Here is a 16,174-nt window from a genome sequence, read left to right on the forward strand (position 1 = left end):
GTTGGCTGCTTAGTTTTCGCCCCAGGCGGTGTAGCCGGTCAGATCGGGGATCCGCCCGACGTTGACCGGCTGGGACGATGCGGCCGAGAAATGCCAGTCACCGTCTTGCCACACCAGTGATTGGACGACCGAGGCCGTGATCGTCCCGTCGGTATTGGTGACGTCGTAGGCCAGGTCGACCTGCGCTGACTTCGCGGAGAATGACAGCATCCGGTAGCCGTCGAGCCGCATCCGCGTGCTTCCCACATCACCGTTGCCGGTGCCGTCGTCGTCGTTGAGGATGTGCGACCGGTACGGGCCCTTGCCGACGAAGTAGTTCGCCCACACGGTGGCGTTCTCACCCGCGCTTTGCACCATCGCGTTCGCCGCCGCGAAAAGTGCCCCGGTCGGTGAATGCGCGAAGCAGTAGCGATAGCCCTTCGACGACGTCTTCCCGGGCCCGTACGTGGGCGACGACGGATAGGCCGTCGTGCCTTCGTACTTCCAATCGGCCTTCGGCCGACTGGGCGCACTGCTCAGGTCGGTCCGGAGGCCGCAGATGCTCGCATCCGGATCACGTGCGGCAGATGACGCGCCGGCCGACGACTCCGCCGCCGAGGGCGTGCTCGGTGCCGCCGGGGACGGCGATGATGTCGGCGATGATGTGGAGGCGACGGTGCCGGGGGTTGTCGCGGATGAAGCTCCTGGTGTCGATCGACCGCGGACATTCAGGATGATCAAGACGATCGCCAAGATCACGACGATCGCCACAACCGCGGCTGCAGCGAGCCATGCCGGGCGAGTGAACGGGTTCTGCTCCTGGCTGTTGTTCTCCGGCGAGGACATCGGTCCCCTTTCGCTTCAGAGTGGGGGAAATGAAGAGGTGGAGAAGCGTCAGGCGAGGAAGCCGACCAAGGAGCCGGCTGCCGAGATGACGATCACTCCGCCAAGGGCCATGCCGATCCGGCCGACGTGTTCACCGCCTTCGCCCCGGCGGGAGTTGATCGCCATCATCGCGCCAGCAGCGACCAGGCCCAGGATGCACACGGCCAGAGCGACCCACTTGGCCCAGCCCATGATGCTGCTGATGGACTTCATGCCCGGAGGCTCGGACGCTACCGGCAGCGATGGCCCGTCCATCGGGACAAGCGTCACGTGCGCCGGCAGCGAAGTGACGCTGTGCAGAACCGGGATAACGATGGAGACAACGAGGTCGATCATGGGAGAGTTCCTTTCGTTACGCGGCTTTTGGCCGCCTAGTGGGTGAGAGACCGCAGCTCATCGCACAGGCTGCGGACTGATCGAGGGATGTTGGTTTCATCGGCTGGTGCAGTTCGCCAGGCCTCGACCCAAGGCACCGTCCAGGTTCGAGGCACGCCCCCGCTGACAAGCTGCTGCAGCTCGCGCAGCGGTCGCGGGAGCCGGCCCGGCGCATCAGCGACGATGATGAGTCCGAGCAGATGGATCGACGGCACCCGGCCCGAGGCCCATTGCCGGGCGGCGGTCTGAGCCGCGCGCAGACCCGCCACATGGGACCGGGCGACGATCACCGTCTGGTGCACGGTCTGATGAACGGTGGGGAGTCGGTCCGGAGACGGTCGGTTCGGCCAACCATGGCCGGCGGCCGCCCAGGAGTCGTCGAGACCGGCCAGCGTCGACTCACCCGCGCCACCATGGGCGCCGACGAACCACAGCGCCGCGATCGTCGGCTGCTGCCATGACGGAAGCCCCCCGGCCGGTGCGTCAACGCCAGCTTGTGGAGTTACGGGACCAGTCGGCTTCGCCGACCTAACTGGGGGTGCAGGCATCATCGCTGGCTCCGGCGCCGCCTGCCGGGTCAGCCACGGATTGCCGTGCACCTCAGCGACGATGCGTGTCATGAGGCGCCCCACAGCCGCGCGACCGAGCGTCGACGAGAAGGAGAAGTCAGCCCGGTTGAGTCGTCTTCAACTGTCCCGTCCGGGTTGATCAGGATCTGCCAGTCCCCTGCCGGCGTCCGAGCTGAGACCCGCAGCGGACGGCAGAGATCGGCCGCCCGATGCCGAATCGAGTCGACGACCGCCGCACGTAAAGCGGCATCGTCGATGCCAGCGATCTCCTGCCGGAGCCCGCCGACAATCACGTACCCAGTGCCATCATCGCTGGTGACCGCCTCGCAGCGCGGCCACCGCGGGACAACCTCGAACTGTGCCGCATTCATTGACAGATGCCCTTTCTGGCTAGAGAGTGGCTAGAGGATCGTGTATTTGCTGACTGACCAATCCGCCCCCGGCTTGGTACGTGTCAGATAGATCACGTACGTCATCCGTTCGCTGCGATCCGGCCAGCTGGTCCAGTGCCCAGCCCCGTGGTCGGTCGGAGTGGTCGTCACGCCCCGTACCGCCGACGTCGCGGTGTCCTTGGGCCCTGGCCCGAGGCCACCCAGCTCAGCCGACACAGCGACCCAGCCGTGATGAGCGACCAGCTGATCCCACCGCGTACCCGGCCGCTGATGACTCCTGGCGATCATCGAAAAGCTCGCGGCGGAGCTTCGGAGTCGCATACGTAGCGGCCCGCACGGCCGCATCGCCAGGTCCTGCATCCAGACTCGTGTCCCATGCCTCGAGCCGGACGGCGAACCCAATCGCTGTCGATGAAGCAGCCGAGCGGTCGACCTCCTGCTGCGCGATCGTGAGCCCGCGCGGCGCTTCGCCGGACCGCGCTGTCGATGCCGCGGGAGTCGCATCGGCATGAGGCGCGGCCGAACTCGGCGTATGTGCGGGTGAGGACACGGCAGTGGTAGCCGTTGGGGCGGCCGCCCGACTGGTGGTCGACGTGCATCCGGCGATACCGACGACGCCGGCCAGTGCACCGGCCGCAGTGGCGGCCGCCGTGAGGCGCCTTGTCTTCATGATCATGATGTCGCCTCGCCTGCTTTGGGATCAACGATTCGCCGGGCGGTCTCGGAGTAACCGGCGTACTCGCTCATTGGCATGATTCGAGCCACCTCGCCCGGCCGCGGCTCTTCGACCAGCTGGTTGTTGCCGATGAACATCACGACGTGGTTCCAACCGCCCTGAGCGTCACCGGGGACATGAATGAACACCAGATCGCCCGGCTGGAGCGCGTCGAGCGGCACCATGTGTGCGTACGGTGATGCGACCTGGTCGTAAGTCAGTCGACCAATATCGATCCGGCCGCCCGATGCCGCCCTGTAGGCGTACTCGATATATCCCGAACAGTCATACGCAGCCGGACCAGTGGCACCGAACACATACGGAGAACCGAGCTTCGCCCGTGCAGCCACGACCGCCGCAGCAGCCAACGACGACCCATCCCCGGTCCCCGAGCCGTCATCAGTAATTGCCGCGTACCGCGGCACCAACGCGGTGATCTTGGCCGCATACCGCTCCGCACCCCCGGCCGGCATGCCACCGGCGGCGATCACCGCGTACTCCCCCACGTTGTAGCCCGCCAACATCAACCGGGTCAGATCTCCCCGGACCTGGCCCTTGTCCATCGCAGCCTGGATCAGATCGGCGATGTGGCACATGTACGCAGCCTGGCTACCGATCGCATCCTCGACATTCCAAACGTCGGCCTGCCCGTCACCGGAATAATCCCGACCCCACGTCGCCCACGTCGACGGCAGAAACTGCGCGATCCCCTCCGCACCCTGCGCCGACACCGCCCGAGGATTAAACGACGATTCCGCATCCACCTGAGCCGCCAACAGCGGCGCCGAAACAGCTCCACACTCAGCGCCGGCATCTGCCAGCGCCTGCACATCCTCGGCCGGCACCGAGCCGGCCGCCAGGCCCGAGCCTCCATTCCCCGCGCCAGCACCTCCGGTCCCAGCGGCCGGCTCCTGGGTTACCAGCAACAGGAAGATCAGCAACACCGGCACCGCCACCACCAGCACAGTGCTTCCACCAGCGACGATCTTCACCCGACCCTCCGCTCTCGAGCAGCCACTGCGGGTGTTCTCCTCCGTGATAGAGGTACAGAAGACAAGATCGCGTTTAACGCGATCTGCGCGTCACTTGAACGGTAGCATGGAATCGTGTTTAACACGATTACCCAGAGCTTTGGATGTCTGTCTGTCCTCGCCGAGAAGAGGGCGGGCACAATGTCCGGGTGCCAGTTGTCGTCAGACCCGATCCCGCGCCTCCCATGAGTGTGCAGATCGCGACTCGTGTGTTCGGGTCTGAGTTGCTGGTGGCACTGATCCGGCATTACCGGGCAAATCCCGGGCTTCAGAAAGAGGCCGCGGCCGCTCTGGGTGTCCCGGTTCAGGCGGTCTCCACAAATACGCGCATACTCGTTGAGGCTGGTGTGGTGGTCGGAGACCCGGCTCCTCGGGGCGGGCGCCCAGGTCGTTGGATCGTCAACGAGGATCGAACTCTTGAGCTCGCCCGCGAACTCATCACCTACACCCTTGACAACACGGCGAACCTTGATGCGCCGGAGATTGGCAGCAAAGAAACCTCCTGACGGGTCCAGCCGGGCAGACCGCGGCTTCTCGCAAGGTCGCCTACCGTTCTTGGACGATGTTCCGTCAATATTTCGGCCCCTATCCCGTGCTCAGGGCTGTTCGCATGGCCTGGCCGAACACTTGCCAGACCAACCCCTCCTGGCACCCCCGGTGGAGCGCGCGAGCCATCTCGGCCGGAAGACGAGCAGCACATCTACAGATGTCTGAAGACCCTACAAGCGCATCTACAGAAGTGCAATCCTTAGATGCGTGTCGTACGATTCACACATCTATAGGTTGCCTCCGCTAGATCGGTCACGCTACGTTGAGCAACAAGTCCGACTCGGGCACAATGCGGCGAACAGCCAGGGGGTGCGGTCCAGGAATGTCGGAAGCTGGCGAAAACGAGCGCTACTCGGACGAACTGCCACACCTCGCCGATCGACTTAACCTGCTGTTCAAGACCGTTCCGCGCAGCCCGGACGACCCGAGACTCCACACCGCGAACTCTGTCGTCGAAGCGCTCCGGGAACAAGGCATTACCGTCACGCCGAATCACCTGCGCGCCCTGCGAACGGGCACCCGCCGCAACCCTTCGTTCCGGCTACTCGTCGGTCTGGCGGCTGTATTCCATGTCCCGCTCGACTATTTTGCCAACGACGCGGTCGCAGCCGATGTGCAGGAATCCATCCTGGCCTTGACCGCGCTGCGTGATACAAGGGTCAAGCAGCTGATGACGCGATCCCACGGAATCTCACAAGGCGGCTTGAGCTCGATCCTCGCATTGCTCGACCAAATACGCAGGATCGAGGGTCTGGATCCGGCGGACGAATCTTCGGAAGATTCGGAGGGAGACTGATGGTTGAGTTTGAGCGGCCGAGTCTTCGCGCGCGGTTGATGCCTGCGGTCCAACGGTTGCGACATGCGAACGAGCACTACCTCTCGACCGACAACCTCCACCGTCATCTGCAACAGCTGACGGCGCATCCCCGACCTGTCGCACCGCCAGGAACGCTGCGCAGGGGCGTCTCGATCACCGCGACATCGGAGCAGGGCTGGCGCGTCTACACCGTGAGCCCGACGGGAACACACGCACGAGGAACAGTCATCTACCTCCACGGTGGAGGCTGGATCCACGAGGCGGGACGCACCCACTGGCGGTGGGTCCAGCAAGTGGCCGATGAGGCCTCCACAACGGTAATCGTGCCGGTCTATCCGCTTGCGCACGAGGGCGGCACCGCCGCCGAGGTCGTCCCTATCGTCGCGGGCATCTGCGAACAAGCGAGCGGTCCCGTCGTCGTGATGGGCGATTCTGCCGGCGGCACGATCGCCATGTCAGCCACCCTGCTACTCAGGCAGCGCCAGAAACCACCGGCCCTGACCGTTCTGATCTCGCCAGTGCTGGATCTGAGCCTGGCCAATCCCGAGATCGACCGTGTCCAGGCGCGGGACCCGTGGCTGGCCAAGCCTGGCCTGCAGGCCATCGTCGAAATGTGGGCCGGCGGCCACCTTGAAGATCCGGACTTGAATCCCATCCATGCCGACCTGCAGGGTCTGCCGCCGCTCATGATCTTCAGCGGCACTCGGGACATCCTGAACCCTGACACTCAGCTATTTGTCGATCGCGCGATCACCGCCGGGGTCGAAGTCGGCTATACGGAGCTGCGCGAACAGATCCACGCGTTCCCGCTGCTGCCCACCCCTGAAGGCAAGCGGGCACGCAGCGACATCATCGCGGCAGTCCGCCGGGTAATCGCGGGCAAGAGCCACCCATTCAGCCGCGAACCTCGAATCGGGCGGTACCCCGCGCACGTCAAGAGTGCGCTCCGGAGGGCGGAGACGGTGCTTCCCCGCAGTGGCAGCATCGACGAGATGCTGGCGCTCCTGTCAGCGATTCGGGGACGGCCGATCTCACTTCTCACCGAAGACCTCAATCAATCGGTCTCGGGACTTCTGCTGTCGACCGACCAAGCCGACTACATCGCAGTCCCCGCGAAGGCATCGCCCGAGCGTCTCTGCGCCATCGTCTGTCACGAGGTAGCACACGCACTCCTGGGGCATGATCACAGCAAGCCACTGATCCGCTCACTCATGGACTCCGGACTCTTGCCGGGCATTAACGAGGATTTCGCCCGCTCCATCGTCGCGGCCAGGTACGTGTACATGGATCCCTCCGAGGTTGATGCTGAGATCGTCGCGACTTTCCTGGCGAAGGAACTACGCCGCCGTGTCCTGCGTGGCGGCGATACGTTCTACGAAGACCGCTGGCGGTAGCAGGGCAATGCTCGGCCCCATCGACTGGCGGATCTTCACGGTCGGCGTCGCGGCACTGCTGCTGGGATTGGGACGGCTGTGGCAGCTCCGCAATCGGACGGCCACGCTCAGCGGCAAGGCCATCATCGTCGCGCAGCTCTCCCTCGGAATGCTGTGCATCGCCTACGGGACCGTTGGAGTCACCGCGCCGTATCTCAACGTGGGTATGGCCTTCTGGACCACCGTCAGCGGGCCGCTCATCGGTTCGCTGGAAATTCTCGTACTCACGCTGCAGACCGAACAGGTCCCGCCGGCGGCGGTACGCCGAGTACTCCTCCGCTCAGGTTTCGTCACTGCGTTCCTACTCGCCACTTGGCTACCGGCCTTCGCCTTCGCAGGCCCAACCGACATCAACTTTGTCCGTTCCCCCATCAACCCTGCCCTCGTCGCCCACGAGCTCGTCTTCCACGGCTACGTCATCTGGGGTTTATCGCAAACCGTCGTACTGGCCGTGCAACGAGTCCCGCAAGACATAAGGCGCAGGCCAACCTACGGCACGGCGCTGCTGATCATCGGGGCCGCTGCGGTGGGGTTCGCTCTCATGAACGTGCTCATCCCCTACTACCTCTTCGCCGGACGCAACCGAACAGCGATGAACGACGTGATCGCACCCAACGTCGTGTTCCTCGCCTCCTTCGTAGTCGGCAGCGCGCTGCTTGCGCTGGGCGAACGCGTCCAGGACGAGATCGTCGCCCGTTACCGGTTGAGTCAGCTGCGTCGCGTATGGGCACGGGTGATCGAGCTGTCGACGTTCGACCTACGGCTGGCAACCCACCTACCCGCACCGGACCAGCTGCAGCGGGCATACGTGGAGATCATGGACGCGCTTTGCACCCTCCGGGTCGAGACTGGCCCGCCTCTTAGCGTCGAACAGGTCGCCGACATCCTGCGCCATGGCGCCGTCTCCGACGACCCCGCGGCACCAACCATCTCCGAAGCGCTGCCCAACCGACGAACGCGTCAAGAGGACCTCACCCTCATTCATACCTTGGCCAAGGTCTATCAGCAGAGGACGAACGTCGCTGCCGTCCCATCGGATCTGTCTGCCACCAGCAACCAAGAAGCCAGCAGCTGAACCTCACCAGGAAATGCTGCTCATCGGCATAGATGTTCAAAGGCCCGCCGTGCGCGCAATGGACGTGGAGCGGCGGCTCGGCGCGACCTCCAGCCATCCATCCCCCGATGGCGCTTATTGGGAACTATGCAGGACGCGTCGAGGATTGGCGAAGATCGGCGATCACCGGAGCGACCGCATCGTGCAATCTCTGCAACTCCGCCGCCAGCGGCTCTGAAGAATCGCCCACGAAAGCTAAAACCCCGGCGGCCCGGACCACAGCATCCTCGGCCCTTCGCCCGCCATCTGCCCCGGACACACGTTCGACGTCGGCGGCACGTCCGCGGTTGAAGGCGGCCAAGTCCACACGCAGCTGATCCACCACACTCTCAAAATGCGCTAGCCGCTTCCTCAGTTGCCGCTCCTCCTTCTCCGCCGCACGGCGGCAAAAGTCGGAGCAAAACGCCTGCGGTCGTCCTGGACCAACCACCCGAGTAAACGGCTGCCTACACGCCGGCCGCGCACAGTAGTCGGGGAGCTCCTGAACCTCGGTCGTCGGGCCCGCCGTTCGAGCGCGCGACGAACCACGCCTCGTCGTCGCCCCGTCGGTCGCCACGATCGACACTCCTCCGCTCCGGCGGAAATATGCGCGTATTTCCGAGACCAAAGTCTATGCCGTCAAGCCTCCGTGGCCAGGACATTCGTAGCGGCAAGTCCCAATAGCTTCGGTAGATGAGCGCCGCGGCACGCCAACTGTCTTACGCGCAATATACGCGGTATCGGATGCAGAGAGACTTTCCTCAGGCGAAGATTGCGACCGCGCCATGAGCGAAGGAGATCAGCCCGTGAGGCATCGATCCATGACGATCGGCCGGTGCCTAGTTGGGTGCCGAGTTATTAACAGAACTCCGGTGCGCCTCCCACACCGCACGCCAACCTCCTGCCAAACTCCTCAGCATGCCTAGTCCCAGGCCAGCCACCGAACGCAGGCCGGTCGGGCGGCCAAGGGCCAACCGCGCTGTCAGAACCGTCAGTGCTCAGTTCGACGCCGACACCGCCGACCAACTACTCCAGACCAGCCATCGCATGGGCCTCACCGCGAGCCAGGTCCTGCGTGACCTAGTCAGTGAATTTCTTCACGAACACGGCGAAAGCCAGCCGATCGACCCCCACCAGAAGGAGCTACCCGAGATGTAACGAAGCACAGAAATGACGAAAGCCCCCGCGGCAACGGAGGCTTAGACGTCATAGACCGATATACCGAGAAACATCCGGGCCGGCAAGCCCTGACCTTCTCGAAGAGTTCGACACCGGGCGAGGAGTCGGACGTCGTGTTTTGTACTCCCTCTCACAGGAGCAACGCCATGCTAGCAGCAGACCCTGCTCACATTCCTGACAAGAGCGACCCATCGGCGTGTCCGGCCGAACCCAACGCCCCAGCCGCCGCGTGGGAAGCAGTCGCGCACCACATCGCGCAACAGCCACACATGCGCGTCTCCCGTGACGGCGGAAAGACCTACCCGGCATCACGCATCCGCCGGCTGACGCTTCGTCCGCCGAACCAGCCGGCCGCCGTCCCAACCTACGACCGCCATGGCACCACCCGCTGTGTCGTCTTTGACCTCGACGCCCACGACGGCACCTCCGACAGCCGAGAACGCGTCGAACACGACAACCACACACTCCAACAACTCCTGGGCGACGACCACCTAATCGCCGACCAGTCCCCCAACGGTGGCCGCCACATCTACCTACTGCTGCCTGCCCCCGCACCGATCTGGGAAGTCCGGGCCGTCCTCGCCCACCTCGCACCGCAGCTTTCCAGCCTCGACCCGACCTGCATGCTCAACCCCGTTGCAGGCCTCATCCGCCCACCGGGATCACGACACGGCAGCGGAGGCCACCAACAACTCATCACTCCGCTCCCCCGCGCCGTCGCCATCACCACCCACCGCGCCCCCCGTGGCCTTTGGCCGACCCTGCTCGCTGCGGCTCAAGCCACCAGCCGCCCTACTAGCACGCCGCCGACGCCGAGCGACGAGCCGCCGGACCACTCGAGACTCACAACACCTTCGACAGCGGAGGCTGAAGCGACCAACAACCTCAGCGATCGCATCCAGCGACTAGCCCGCACCGGCGATCACACCGGCTACAGAAGCCACAGTGAAGCTCGCCAGGCCGTGATCACCGGCTGCGTTCGGGCCGGCTGGAAGCTGGCCCAGCTCATCTCCCGCATCGAGGACGGCCGCTGGCCAGGCCTCGCCGCTATGTACAGCCGCTACGGCAACCGACACTCCCGCAAAGCCATCGTTCGGGACTGGAACAAAGCCCACAGCTGGCTACCACCCCAGAAACAACATCCACGTAATTCTCTCCACCAACGCAACACAAGGGAGCACAAGTCACACCCCCCAACCAAACCAGGCGCCGGGGGGTACCAGGACGTGCGGACTTGGCAAAGCGCTCTGGCTATCGCGGAACGCACCCGGTGGCAAAACGAGCCAACATTGATACTGGTGGCACGCGCAGTCGGGCGCGCGGCTCAGCTGAACGGTGGCCTACACAGCGACCACGGCGACAGATCGATATCACTTGGCACCGGGCTGGATATCGGAACGGTCAGCAGAGCACTACGGCGACTTCGCGACGAGGACGAACCATTGATCTCTCGGGTTGAAGAAGATCGAGGTGTGCACGCGGACGTATACGAACTGAACATTCCAGGCGGCATGAGCGAAGCCGCGACTGGCCGGCCATGGCGACCAGGCACGTTGCATGCCCTCCGCCCCGTGTTCCGGGAACTTGGACGACCAGCAGCCTTCGTATACGAAGAACTGGCGACTAGGCGAGCGCCACAAGGAATTCCTGAGCTCACGGAGAGTGTGCCCTACCAAGCTTCAGCGGTGCGGGATGCGTTGCACACACTCGAACAATGGGGGTTAGCCGAGCGCAGCGGCGCGGGCTGGATCTCCGGGCCACGAAGCCCCGAGGATGTCGGCGAACGACTGGGAACCCACGACCTCATCGTCGAGCTCGCCGCGCGCTATGCGGAACAACGTCTGATCTACAGGCTCTGGCTGGCGAGCCGAGGCAACTCGGCCGCAATGACGGCACTAGCGGCGAGAGTATCGCCGACCGACAGATTTACCCGAAGTGCGGGACAGCCGGCCCGAGCACCGGCTCAAAGCCACGACGAGCTGACTGCACAGGTCGTGGCCTTGATCGAGGCACAACTCGGTGCGCAACGTGTGGCCTAGGCTGTCGGTTAGCGCTGGATTTTGCTTGTGTCATGCAATATGGCGTCCTATATGGCGGTCTGTATCGCAGGTATCATGAGATCACAGCAAGGTGCGCTGTCTGGCAGTTGTTATGGAACGACTGTATCGCCTGTAGGTGGCCGTTGAAATGTGGCAGGAAGTCACGAGTGCGATGTGGCGCTGTTAGCTATACAGCCATAGGACAGCTCAGGGTCTTGTCGATGCTGCGAGGCCTATCGCGGACCGTATTGCACGCTGCGTGGCATGCAGTATGGCGCACGAGATATGACATCCTTGTGGCGTGTCGATGGCGTGTGTACATCATGCACGCTGGCATGATCAGCGCTATGGCATTGCAAAGAGCAGTCGCTATCGGCAACGGCAAAGGTGGCTGTGGAAAGAGCAGCACGGCGGCCGCCGTCGCCGGACTGAGCGCGGCGGCTGACTATGAAGTCGTGCTCGTCGACCTGGATCCGCAAGGTGACCTAGCCGACGAGCTCGGCGTCCGCGACCATCCCGACAATGACGGGGGAGACGGTCTACTGCGGGCCGTAACAGCCGGCGTGCCACTTCCGAAACCGATCCAGGCCCGTCCCAACTTGTACCTTGTCCCGGGCGGACCAGCTCTTTACGACCTCAGCGGCGTACTGCTTTCACGACAATCGCGCGGGCAATCCGTCTCGGATGCACTGACGAACGCGCTCCAGCCGATCGCCGATAACGCCGAGCTCTGCATTATCGACACCCCGCCGGGCGACGTCCTGCTGCAAAACCTCGCCCTCACCGCCGCACGCTGGCTAATCATTCCGACGACCGTCGACACATCGTCCATTCGCGCTCTCCACAACATCGCGGACCGGGTCGGCGAAGCCCGACGAGACAACGGCGACCTCGAGGTGCTCGGCGTGGTGCTGTGGAACATTCCAGTCGCCGCCAAACGAATCCGACGCGAAGCTCGGGCCACCATCGACCAGGTCCTCGGGAAAGGCACAACCATGTTTACGACCACGATTAGATCGGCGCCCGCTGCCGCCTACGAGGTCCGCGTTCAAGGAAAGCTCGTGCACGAGCTGGCCGAGGCCGTCGAAGGCGCCGAACCGTTCTGGAAAGCCCTGCGGGAAGGCAGGGAAGTCCGCACTCCAGGCACAGCCCCAGCGCTCGCCGCTGAATACATACAACTGACCGACGAGATCCTCACCCGCATGGCCGCAGCGGAAGCTGACGCCGGAGCCGGTGCCCCGCCCATGGAAGCTATGGTCCCGTGATCGCCATGAATGAGTGGTCACACTGCGGGGATATGGCATGGAGTATGGAAGGTACTGTAACGGGGCATATGGCATGTCATATGCCCCGAACCCCGGGAGGCGGGCTCAGATGAGTACAGACGAGGAACCGACGCTCCCAGGCCACAGAATCGCGTCCCTCGGACAACGACTGGCACCGCGTGCACACAGCGCCCCGCCAGCTGACCCAGCCTCAATCGACCGCCGATCTCAGGGTGGTGTTATCAACCAGGGGGAGCCGACGGAGCGACGCAGAAGTCGCCAGCCGGGCTCAGGAACGTCAACCACTGGCGGCGCACCAAAGAGCGGGACAACACCCGCCCGAGCGGCTCGGGGGCGGCCCGACGCAACCAACGACATCATCCGGAATGTCGCCATCAGCCTCACAGTGGCCAGCCGTGAGGCACTCCGGCGAGCCGCCCGCATCGCAGAGGTCAGTCAAGCGGAGATCATCTACGAAGCACTCGAAACCTACGTCGCCGCTGGCGGCCGGGCGCCGGACCCAGAGCAGGCGAACGGTAACGGACTATTCCACCGCCGCCCAGTGACGACCGGACTTCCCCGCAGCATGCACACCGTACGAATGCCTGCTGCGAACGTCGACATCATCGATGGCCTCGTCGCCGAAACTGGCCACCCGAACCGATCGGCCCTAATCGAAGCCGCGCTTACACACAAACTCGATGCGCCCGAGCCCGATCGCGAACCACCGTTGCATTGACGCCGCGCCGGCCAGCTCATGGGCATCGTTTCCTTGCTCCTCGGTGGCTGATTCCCGCCGGCCCGGCGTGGGGGGGGTGTGCGGTGCGGCGGGTGATGCCGGTCGTCGATCGCTTGCCAGCGTTCACCCAGCTGCTCAGGCAGCCTCCGCGGCGGGAGGCCCGGCACCGCCGACGCCGGGCATGGGCACCGTGACGAACCGACCGTCTGGCAAGAGACGCGCCGTCACCAACATCGACATCCAAGGCCGATAAGAAGCGGGCAGCGCGAACATCGGGTGGTACGGACCCGATCAGACGGGATCGCCCAGATGCTAACGTCCGCGTGTTCGATTACGCTGGCGGCTGTGACTGGAGAGATCACCGTGCGGGCACGGATACGGCAGCGGACCAGGCATGACGAGCCAGTGTCCGCGGACGAGCGGTGGGACGAGGTGACCGCCTCGAGCTACGAAAATGCCCAGACAACCATCCAGGCCCGGGTCGGGGACGGGGAGCTGGTCCTCGCCTGGTACGTCGACCGATAATCGGGGGAACGGGTGGGCACACGGCGCACAGTGCAAGACCGAACAGATCGCCGTGCCACTGACCAGGCAGCCCTCGGACGCAGCACTGGGACACGAGCTCCTGGCCTGTCCGCACCCGCCGGTCCGAGCAAGGCTCGGCAGACCCGGAAGCCCGGGCAGCGGCACTGCTGGGTGAAGGGCGCCGATGGCCAGGCGGTCGAGGGCCTGATGATCCGCTGGGTCTGTGATCCTGCGGCCGGCTGGCAAGCCGACGTCCTGGTCATCGGCGCAGACTCCCACCCGCGCCCGATAACCGTCCCTGCGGCGGATGTCGCTCCGGCCCGCCCCTGGTAGCCCAAGGACGGCCTGATCAAAGCGGTGGGCCGGGCGGATCGTACGCTAAGGGGCATGCCTGACGCGCAGGCCAGTGATCTGCGCCGACGAGGTTGCAGCGCGCGTACGTGGCCGGTGACAGCGCTGCCGCGATTGCCGCCCGGTACGGCCGGACGTCGCCAGGCTGTGGTGAGGATCTTGCGGGAGCGTGCATCCGTCGGAGAAATCGCTGGGCCGGCGCCGTGACATTTTCGCTACGCACGGGATGCCGATGGGCGGCGGCCGGGGGAGTGAGGCGTCGCTACAGGGTGGTTTAGTCGCGGGGCTCGGCTTTTGCCAGCCGGCGGATCGCCTCGCTGGGTTTGGGGCCGACGCCTCGTTCGTACCGCTCGATGATCATCTGGGCGGCACGGACCTCGACGCGCGTGGGGCGCTTGTCAGTCGTTGTCGGTGTGCTCATCGATGCCTCCCGTGGCTTCTTCTTCAGTGTAGATCGCTTCGGCGCGTGCGGTCACGGTTGCCAGGACGGCGCTGATCAGTGGCTGGTCGGCCGGCTGGAGCAGTTCCGAACGACTCAGCGAGTCGAGCACGCTCAGACCCAGTGCGCCGGATTCCGGTTGCATGGTCAGCTCAGCTGCCCAGCGCAGCATCCGCATCGTTTCCTCGCGGCGGCGCCAGACGTCGAGTTCACGTGCACCTTGTCGGGTCAGGAGCTGGCCGAGCAGCACGCCGATAAAGCCGAGCAGGGGAGTGGCGACAGCGATCGCGATCACCAGCCAGTCAGGCATCGCCGGCCTCCTGAGGTCCTGGCACACAGCCTTGGTGGGCGAGGCCGCGCCGATACAAGCCGGGCACCGACACGGCCGGCTCCCCCTTGGTGATCGGCTCATCGCAACGGGCGCACACTGTCTCTCCGGGTGCGGTCGTGTAGACGAACGCACCGCGGCTCAATGGGGTCGGTGCCGTCCGGGCGGCCTTCTCGGCTTCGTTCAGCGCATGTGCTTTCAGCAGCGTGCGCACGAGATTGACCGCGATCGTCTCCGGTGGCGCGTAGCCCAGCGCCGTGCGGTCGGTGACGCCCATCTCCTGGGCGACGGTCGAGACACGCACCCGAACCGCGGCGTCAGCCGTCGTGCTGTCGAGGATGAGCCCCTCGTCCTGGCAGAGCTGTTTCGACCAGCTCGGCCGTGTGGCGGAACGCTACGGTGCGCCGGGTCAGCATCAGACCAGTTCCGTCGTCAGGTGCGCCCAGCGCTGGTGCGCGGATTGCCGGGTCATGCCGGCAGCCCGGCCGATCGCGTCCCAGCTGGCACCGGCCGTACGGGCATCGACCGCGGCGGCGTCCAACGCACGCTGCGCGGACTCGACTGACCAGCGCGCCCTCTCCAGGCGACCGAGTGCGGTCGGAATCGCCAGGTGCTGCTCCCGCCAGATCTTCACGGCCAGGTCGGCGACGTCTTCGCGGGAGTCGTCGAGCCACCCAGCCGTCTGGTCGTCAGTGGCGTAGATCCGGCCGGCCGCGAGGTCCTCCAGCGCCGCCGTCGGAACGCGGACCAGCAGATCGCTGACCCAGTTGCTGACTGCCCCGTACGACGTAGGTGTGGAGCATTCGCAGACGACCCGCCAGCCGATCACCTCGGCCGCCGGCCGGCTCGCGTACCGAGTCTCCGCCGATGGCGACCCAGGCTCGCCGACGTACTGGGCGTCGACGATCACGTGATCATTCGGGACCTTGCCGGACATGGTGCCAATGCCGCGGGCGCCGTCGAGGAACTCCGGTGCCAGACGGGCTTCATGGAGGCCCTCGTCATCAATGTATCCCATGCAGCTATGATGTCATGACCGCCTGACAAAGAATAGAGCGATGTCAGGCTTACCAGACAGTCTGCTTATCACGCTCGTGCGTATTCCGGCGTCCGTAAGTCGCCCGCTGACCGGGCGGGGGAGCCGGGCGGGTCCTGCGGGCACCTCGCCGCACCGCGTGCTCGATCGGCCGGCGCCAGGCCCGTTGGCGGAACGGCCTCCGGGCGGGCGGAGGAGGTGAGCATTGGCCAGCTGCGCGAGGAGCACGGCCCGTACGTCACGGGATGCGGCTTGACGAAGGGGCTGACTAGAGTAAATAGTGACTACTGTGGTAGTCACTGTTGAGTCGGGGGTTCTTGCGGGTCTCCGGTCGGTGGGTTTGACCGACTATGAGTCGCGGGTCTTTGTGGCGTTGCTGTCTGGTTCGGGCCGGTGGGGCTTTGAGGGGATGACGGGCTATGAGGTGGCGAAGCG

At 65.0% G+C, this 16,174-nt stretch carries 16 protein-coding genes; 8 read left to right on the forward strand and 8 right to left on the reverse strand.

The annotated features are described in order from the left end of the window. Positions 1-9: 9 nt before the first annotated feature. The 4 genes from IEY07_RS23485 to IEY07_RS23500 all read right to left on the reverse strand — a co-directional run bounded on the left by IEY07_RS23485 (position 10) and on the right by IEY07_RS23500 (position 3,880). A complete protein-coding gene (locus IEY07_RS23485) occupies positions 10-825 on the reverse strand; it encodes a DUF8175 domain-containg protein (protein ID WP_188898523.1) in 816 nt (271 codons plus the stop codon). Between the two features lie 48 nt (positions 826-873). Next, on the reverse strand, positions 874-1,200 hold the full coding sequence (locus tag IEY07_RS23490; RefSeq protein ID WP_229670602.1) for a hypothetical protein: 327 nt from the start codon (positions 1,198-1,200) through the stop codon (positions 874-876). Between the two features lie 35 nt (positions 1,201-1,235). Beyond that, on the reverse strand, positions 1,236-1,859 hold the full coding sequence (locus tag IEY07_RS23495; protein ID WP_229670604.1) for a DUF6668 family protein: 624 nt from the start codon (positions 1,857-1,859) through the stop codon (positions 1,236-1,238). 1,013 nt (positions 1,860-2,872) lie between these two features. Further along, positions 2,873-3,880: a C40 family peptidase gene (locus tag IEY07_RS23500; RefSeq protein ID WP_188898525.1), complete on the reverse strand. Its 1,008-nt coding sequence runs from the start codon at positions 3,878-3,880 to the stop codon at positions 2,873-2,875. 215 nt (positions 3,881-4,095) lie between these two features. On the opposite strand from IEY07_RS23500, the gene IEY07_RS23505 reads away from it, so the two are divergent. The 8 genes from IEY07_RS23505 (at position 4,096) to IEY07_RS23540 (ending at position 13,585) form a co-directional block, all read left to right on the forward strand. Further along, on the forward strand, positions 4,096-4,452 hold the full coding sequence (locus IEY07_RS23505) for a helix-turn-helix domain-containing protein (RefSeq protein ID WP_188898527.1): 357 nt from the start codon (positions 4,096-4,098) through the stop codon (positions 4,450-4,452). Positions 4,453-4,817: 365 nt separating this feature from the next. Beyond that, complete coding sequence (locus IEY07_RS23510; RefSeq protein ID WP_188898529.1) at positions 4,818-5,291, forward strand: XRE family transcriptional regulator; 474 nt, start codon at positions 4,818-4,820, stop codon at positions 5,289-5,291. Continuing rightward, entirely contained in the window at positions 5,291-6,706 is a 1,416-nt protein-coding gene (locus tag IEY07_RS23515) for an alpha/beta hydrolase fold domain-containing protein (protein WP_188898531.1), read from the forward strand. The genes IEY07_RS23510 and IEY07_RS23515 overlap by 1 nt, the downstream gene beginning before the upstream one ends. A gap of 7 nt (positions 6,707-6,713) precedes the next feature. Continuing rightward, positions 6,714-7,820 (forward strand): hypothetical protein, encoded by a 1,107-nt coding sequence (locus IEY07_RS23520; protein WP_188898533.1) that lies wholly within the window; start codon positions 6,714-6,716, stop codon positions 7,818-7,820. Positions 7,821-9,163: 1,343 nt separating this feature from the next. Next, positions 9,164-11,056, forward strand: a complete 1,893-nt coding sequence (locus IEY07_RS23525; protein WP_188898535.1) for a hypothetical protein — start codon at positions 9,164-9,166, stop codon at positions 11,054-11,056. 347 nt (positions 11,057-11,403) lie between these two features. Then, positions 11,404-12,321 carry a ParA family protein gene (locus IEY07_RS23530; protein WP_188898537.1) on the forward strand — a complete coding sequence of 306 codons (918 nt, stop codon included), beginning with the start codon at positions 11,404-11,406 and terminating at the stop codon, positions 12,319-12,321. A 406-nt stretch (positions 12,322-12,727) separates the two neighbouring features. After that, positions 12,728-13,060, forward strand: a complete 333-nt coding sequence (locus IEY07_RS23535) for a ribbon-helix-helix domain-containing protein (RefSeq protein ID WP_188898539.1) — start codon at positions 12,728-12,730, stop codon at positions 13,058-13,060. A 345-nt stretch (positions 13,061-13,405) separates the two neighbouring features. Further along, a complete protein-coding gene (locus IEY07_RS23540; protein WP_188898542.1) occupies positions 13,406-13,585 on the forward strand; it encodes a hypothetical protein in 180 nt (59 codons plus the stop codon). Between the two features lie 625 nt (positions 13,586-14,210). On the opposite strand, the gene IEY07_RS23545 is transcribed toward IEY07_RS23540, so the two are convergent. The 4 genes from IEY07_RS23545 to IEY07_RS23560 form a co-directional block, all read right to left on the reverse strand. Then, positions 14,211-14,357 (reverse strand): hypothetical protein, encoded by a 147-nt coding sequence (locus IEY07_RS23545; RefSeq protein WP_188898544.1) that lies wholly within the window; start codon positions 14,355-14,357, stop codon positions 14,211-14,213. Beyond that, a complete protein-coding gene (locus IEY07_RS23550; protein WP_188898546.1) occupies positions 14,335-14,685 on the reverse strand; it encodes a hypothetical protein in 351 nt (116 codons plus the stop codon). The genes IEY07_RS23545 and IEY07_RS23550 overlap by 23 nt, the downstream gene beginning before the upstream one ends. After that, complete coding sequence (locus IEY07_RS23555) at positions 14,678-15,007, reverse strand: hypothetical protein (protein ID WP_188898548.1); 330 nt, start codon at positions 15,005-15,007, stop codon at positions 14,678-14,680. Before IEY07_RS23555 ends, IEY07_RS23550 begins: the two co-directional genes overlap by 8 nt. A 111-nt stretch (positions 15,008-15,118) precedes the next feature. Beyond that, the gene (locus tag IEY07_RS23560) at positions 15,119-15,721 is read right to left on the reverse strand and encodes a hypothetical protein (RefSeq protein WP_188898550.1); all 603 of its coding nucleotides are present in this window, start codon (positions 15,719-15,721) and stop codon (positions 15,119-15,121) included. Positions 15,722-16,174: the final 453 nt, after the last annotated feature.

Origin of the sequence: Microlunatus endophyticus (genome assembly GCF_014646195.1) — a bacterium.
Classification (GTDB): Bacteria; Actinomycetota; Actinomycetes; order Propionibacteriales; family Propionibacteriaceae; genus Microlunatus; species Microlunatus endophyticus.

Coding starts and splice junctions, on each gene's coding strand:
- IEY07_RS23495 (WP_229670604.1), bottom strand. CDS start 1,859: ATGACACGCATCGTCGCTGAGGTGCACGGCAATCCGTGGCTGACCCGG.
- IEY07_RS23510 (WP_188898529.1), top strand. CDS start 4,818: ATGTCGGAAGCTGGCGAAAACGAGCGCTACTCGGACGAACTGCCACAC.
- IEY07_RS23560 (WP_188898550.1), bottom strand. CDS start 15,721: ATGGGATACATTGATGACGAGGGCCTCCATGAAGCCCGTCTGGCACCG.
- IEY07_RS23520 (WP_188898533.1), top strand. CDS start 6,714: ATGCTCGGCCCCATCGACTGGCGGATCTTCACGGTCGGCGTCGCGGCA.
- IEY07_RS23515 (WP_188898531.1), top strand. CDS start 5,291: ATGGTTGAGTTTGAGCGGCCGAGTCTTCGCGCGCGGTTGATGCCTGCG.
- IEY07_RS23485 (WP_188898523.1), bottom strand. CDS start 825: ATGTCCTCGCCGGAGAACAACAGCCAGGAGCAGAACCCGTTCACTCGC.
- IEY07_RS23550 (WP_188898546.1), bottom strand. CDS start 14,685: ATGCCTGACTGGCTGGTGATCGCGATCGCTGTCGCCACTCCCCTGCTC.
- IEY07_RS23525 (WP_188898535.1), top strand. CDS start 9,164: ATGCTAGCAGCAGACCCTGCTCACATTCCTGACAAGAGCGACCCATCG.
- IEY07_RS23490 (WP_229670602.1), bottom strand. CDS start 1,200: ATGATCGACCTCGTTGTCTCCATCGTTATCCCGGTTCTGCACAGCGTC.
- IEY07_RS23545 (WP_188898544.1), bottom strand. CDS start 14,357: ATGAGCACACCGACAACGACTGACAAGCGCCCCACGCGCGTCGAGGTC.
- IEY07_RS23530 (WP_188898537.1), top strand. CDS start 11,404: ATGGCATTGCAAAGAGCAGTCGCTATCGGCAACGGCAAAGGTGGCTGT.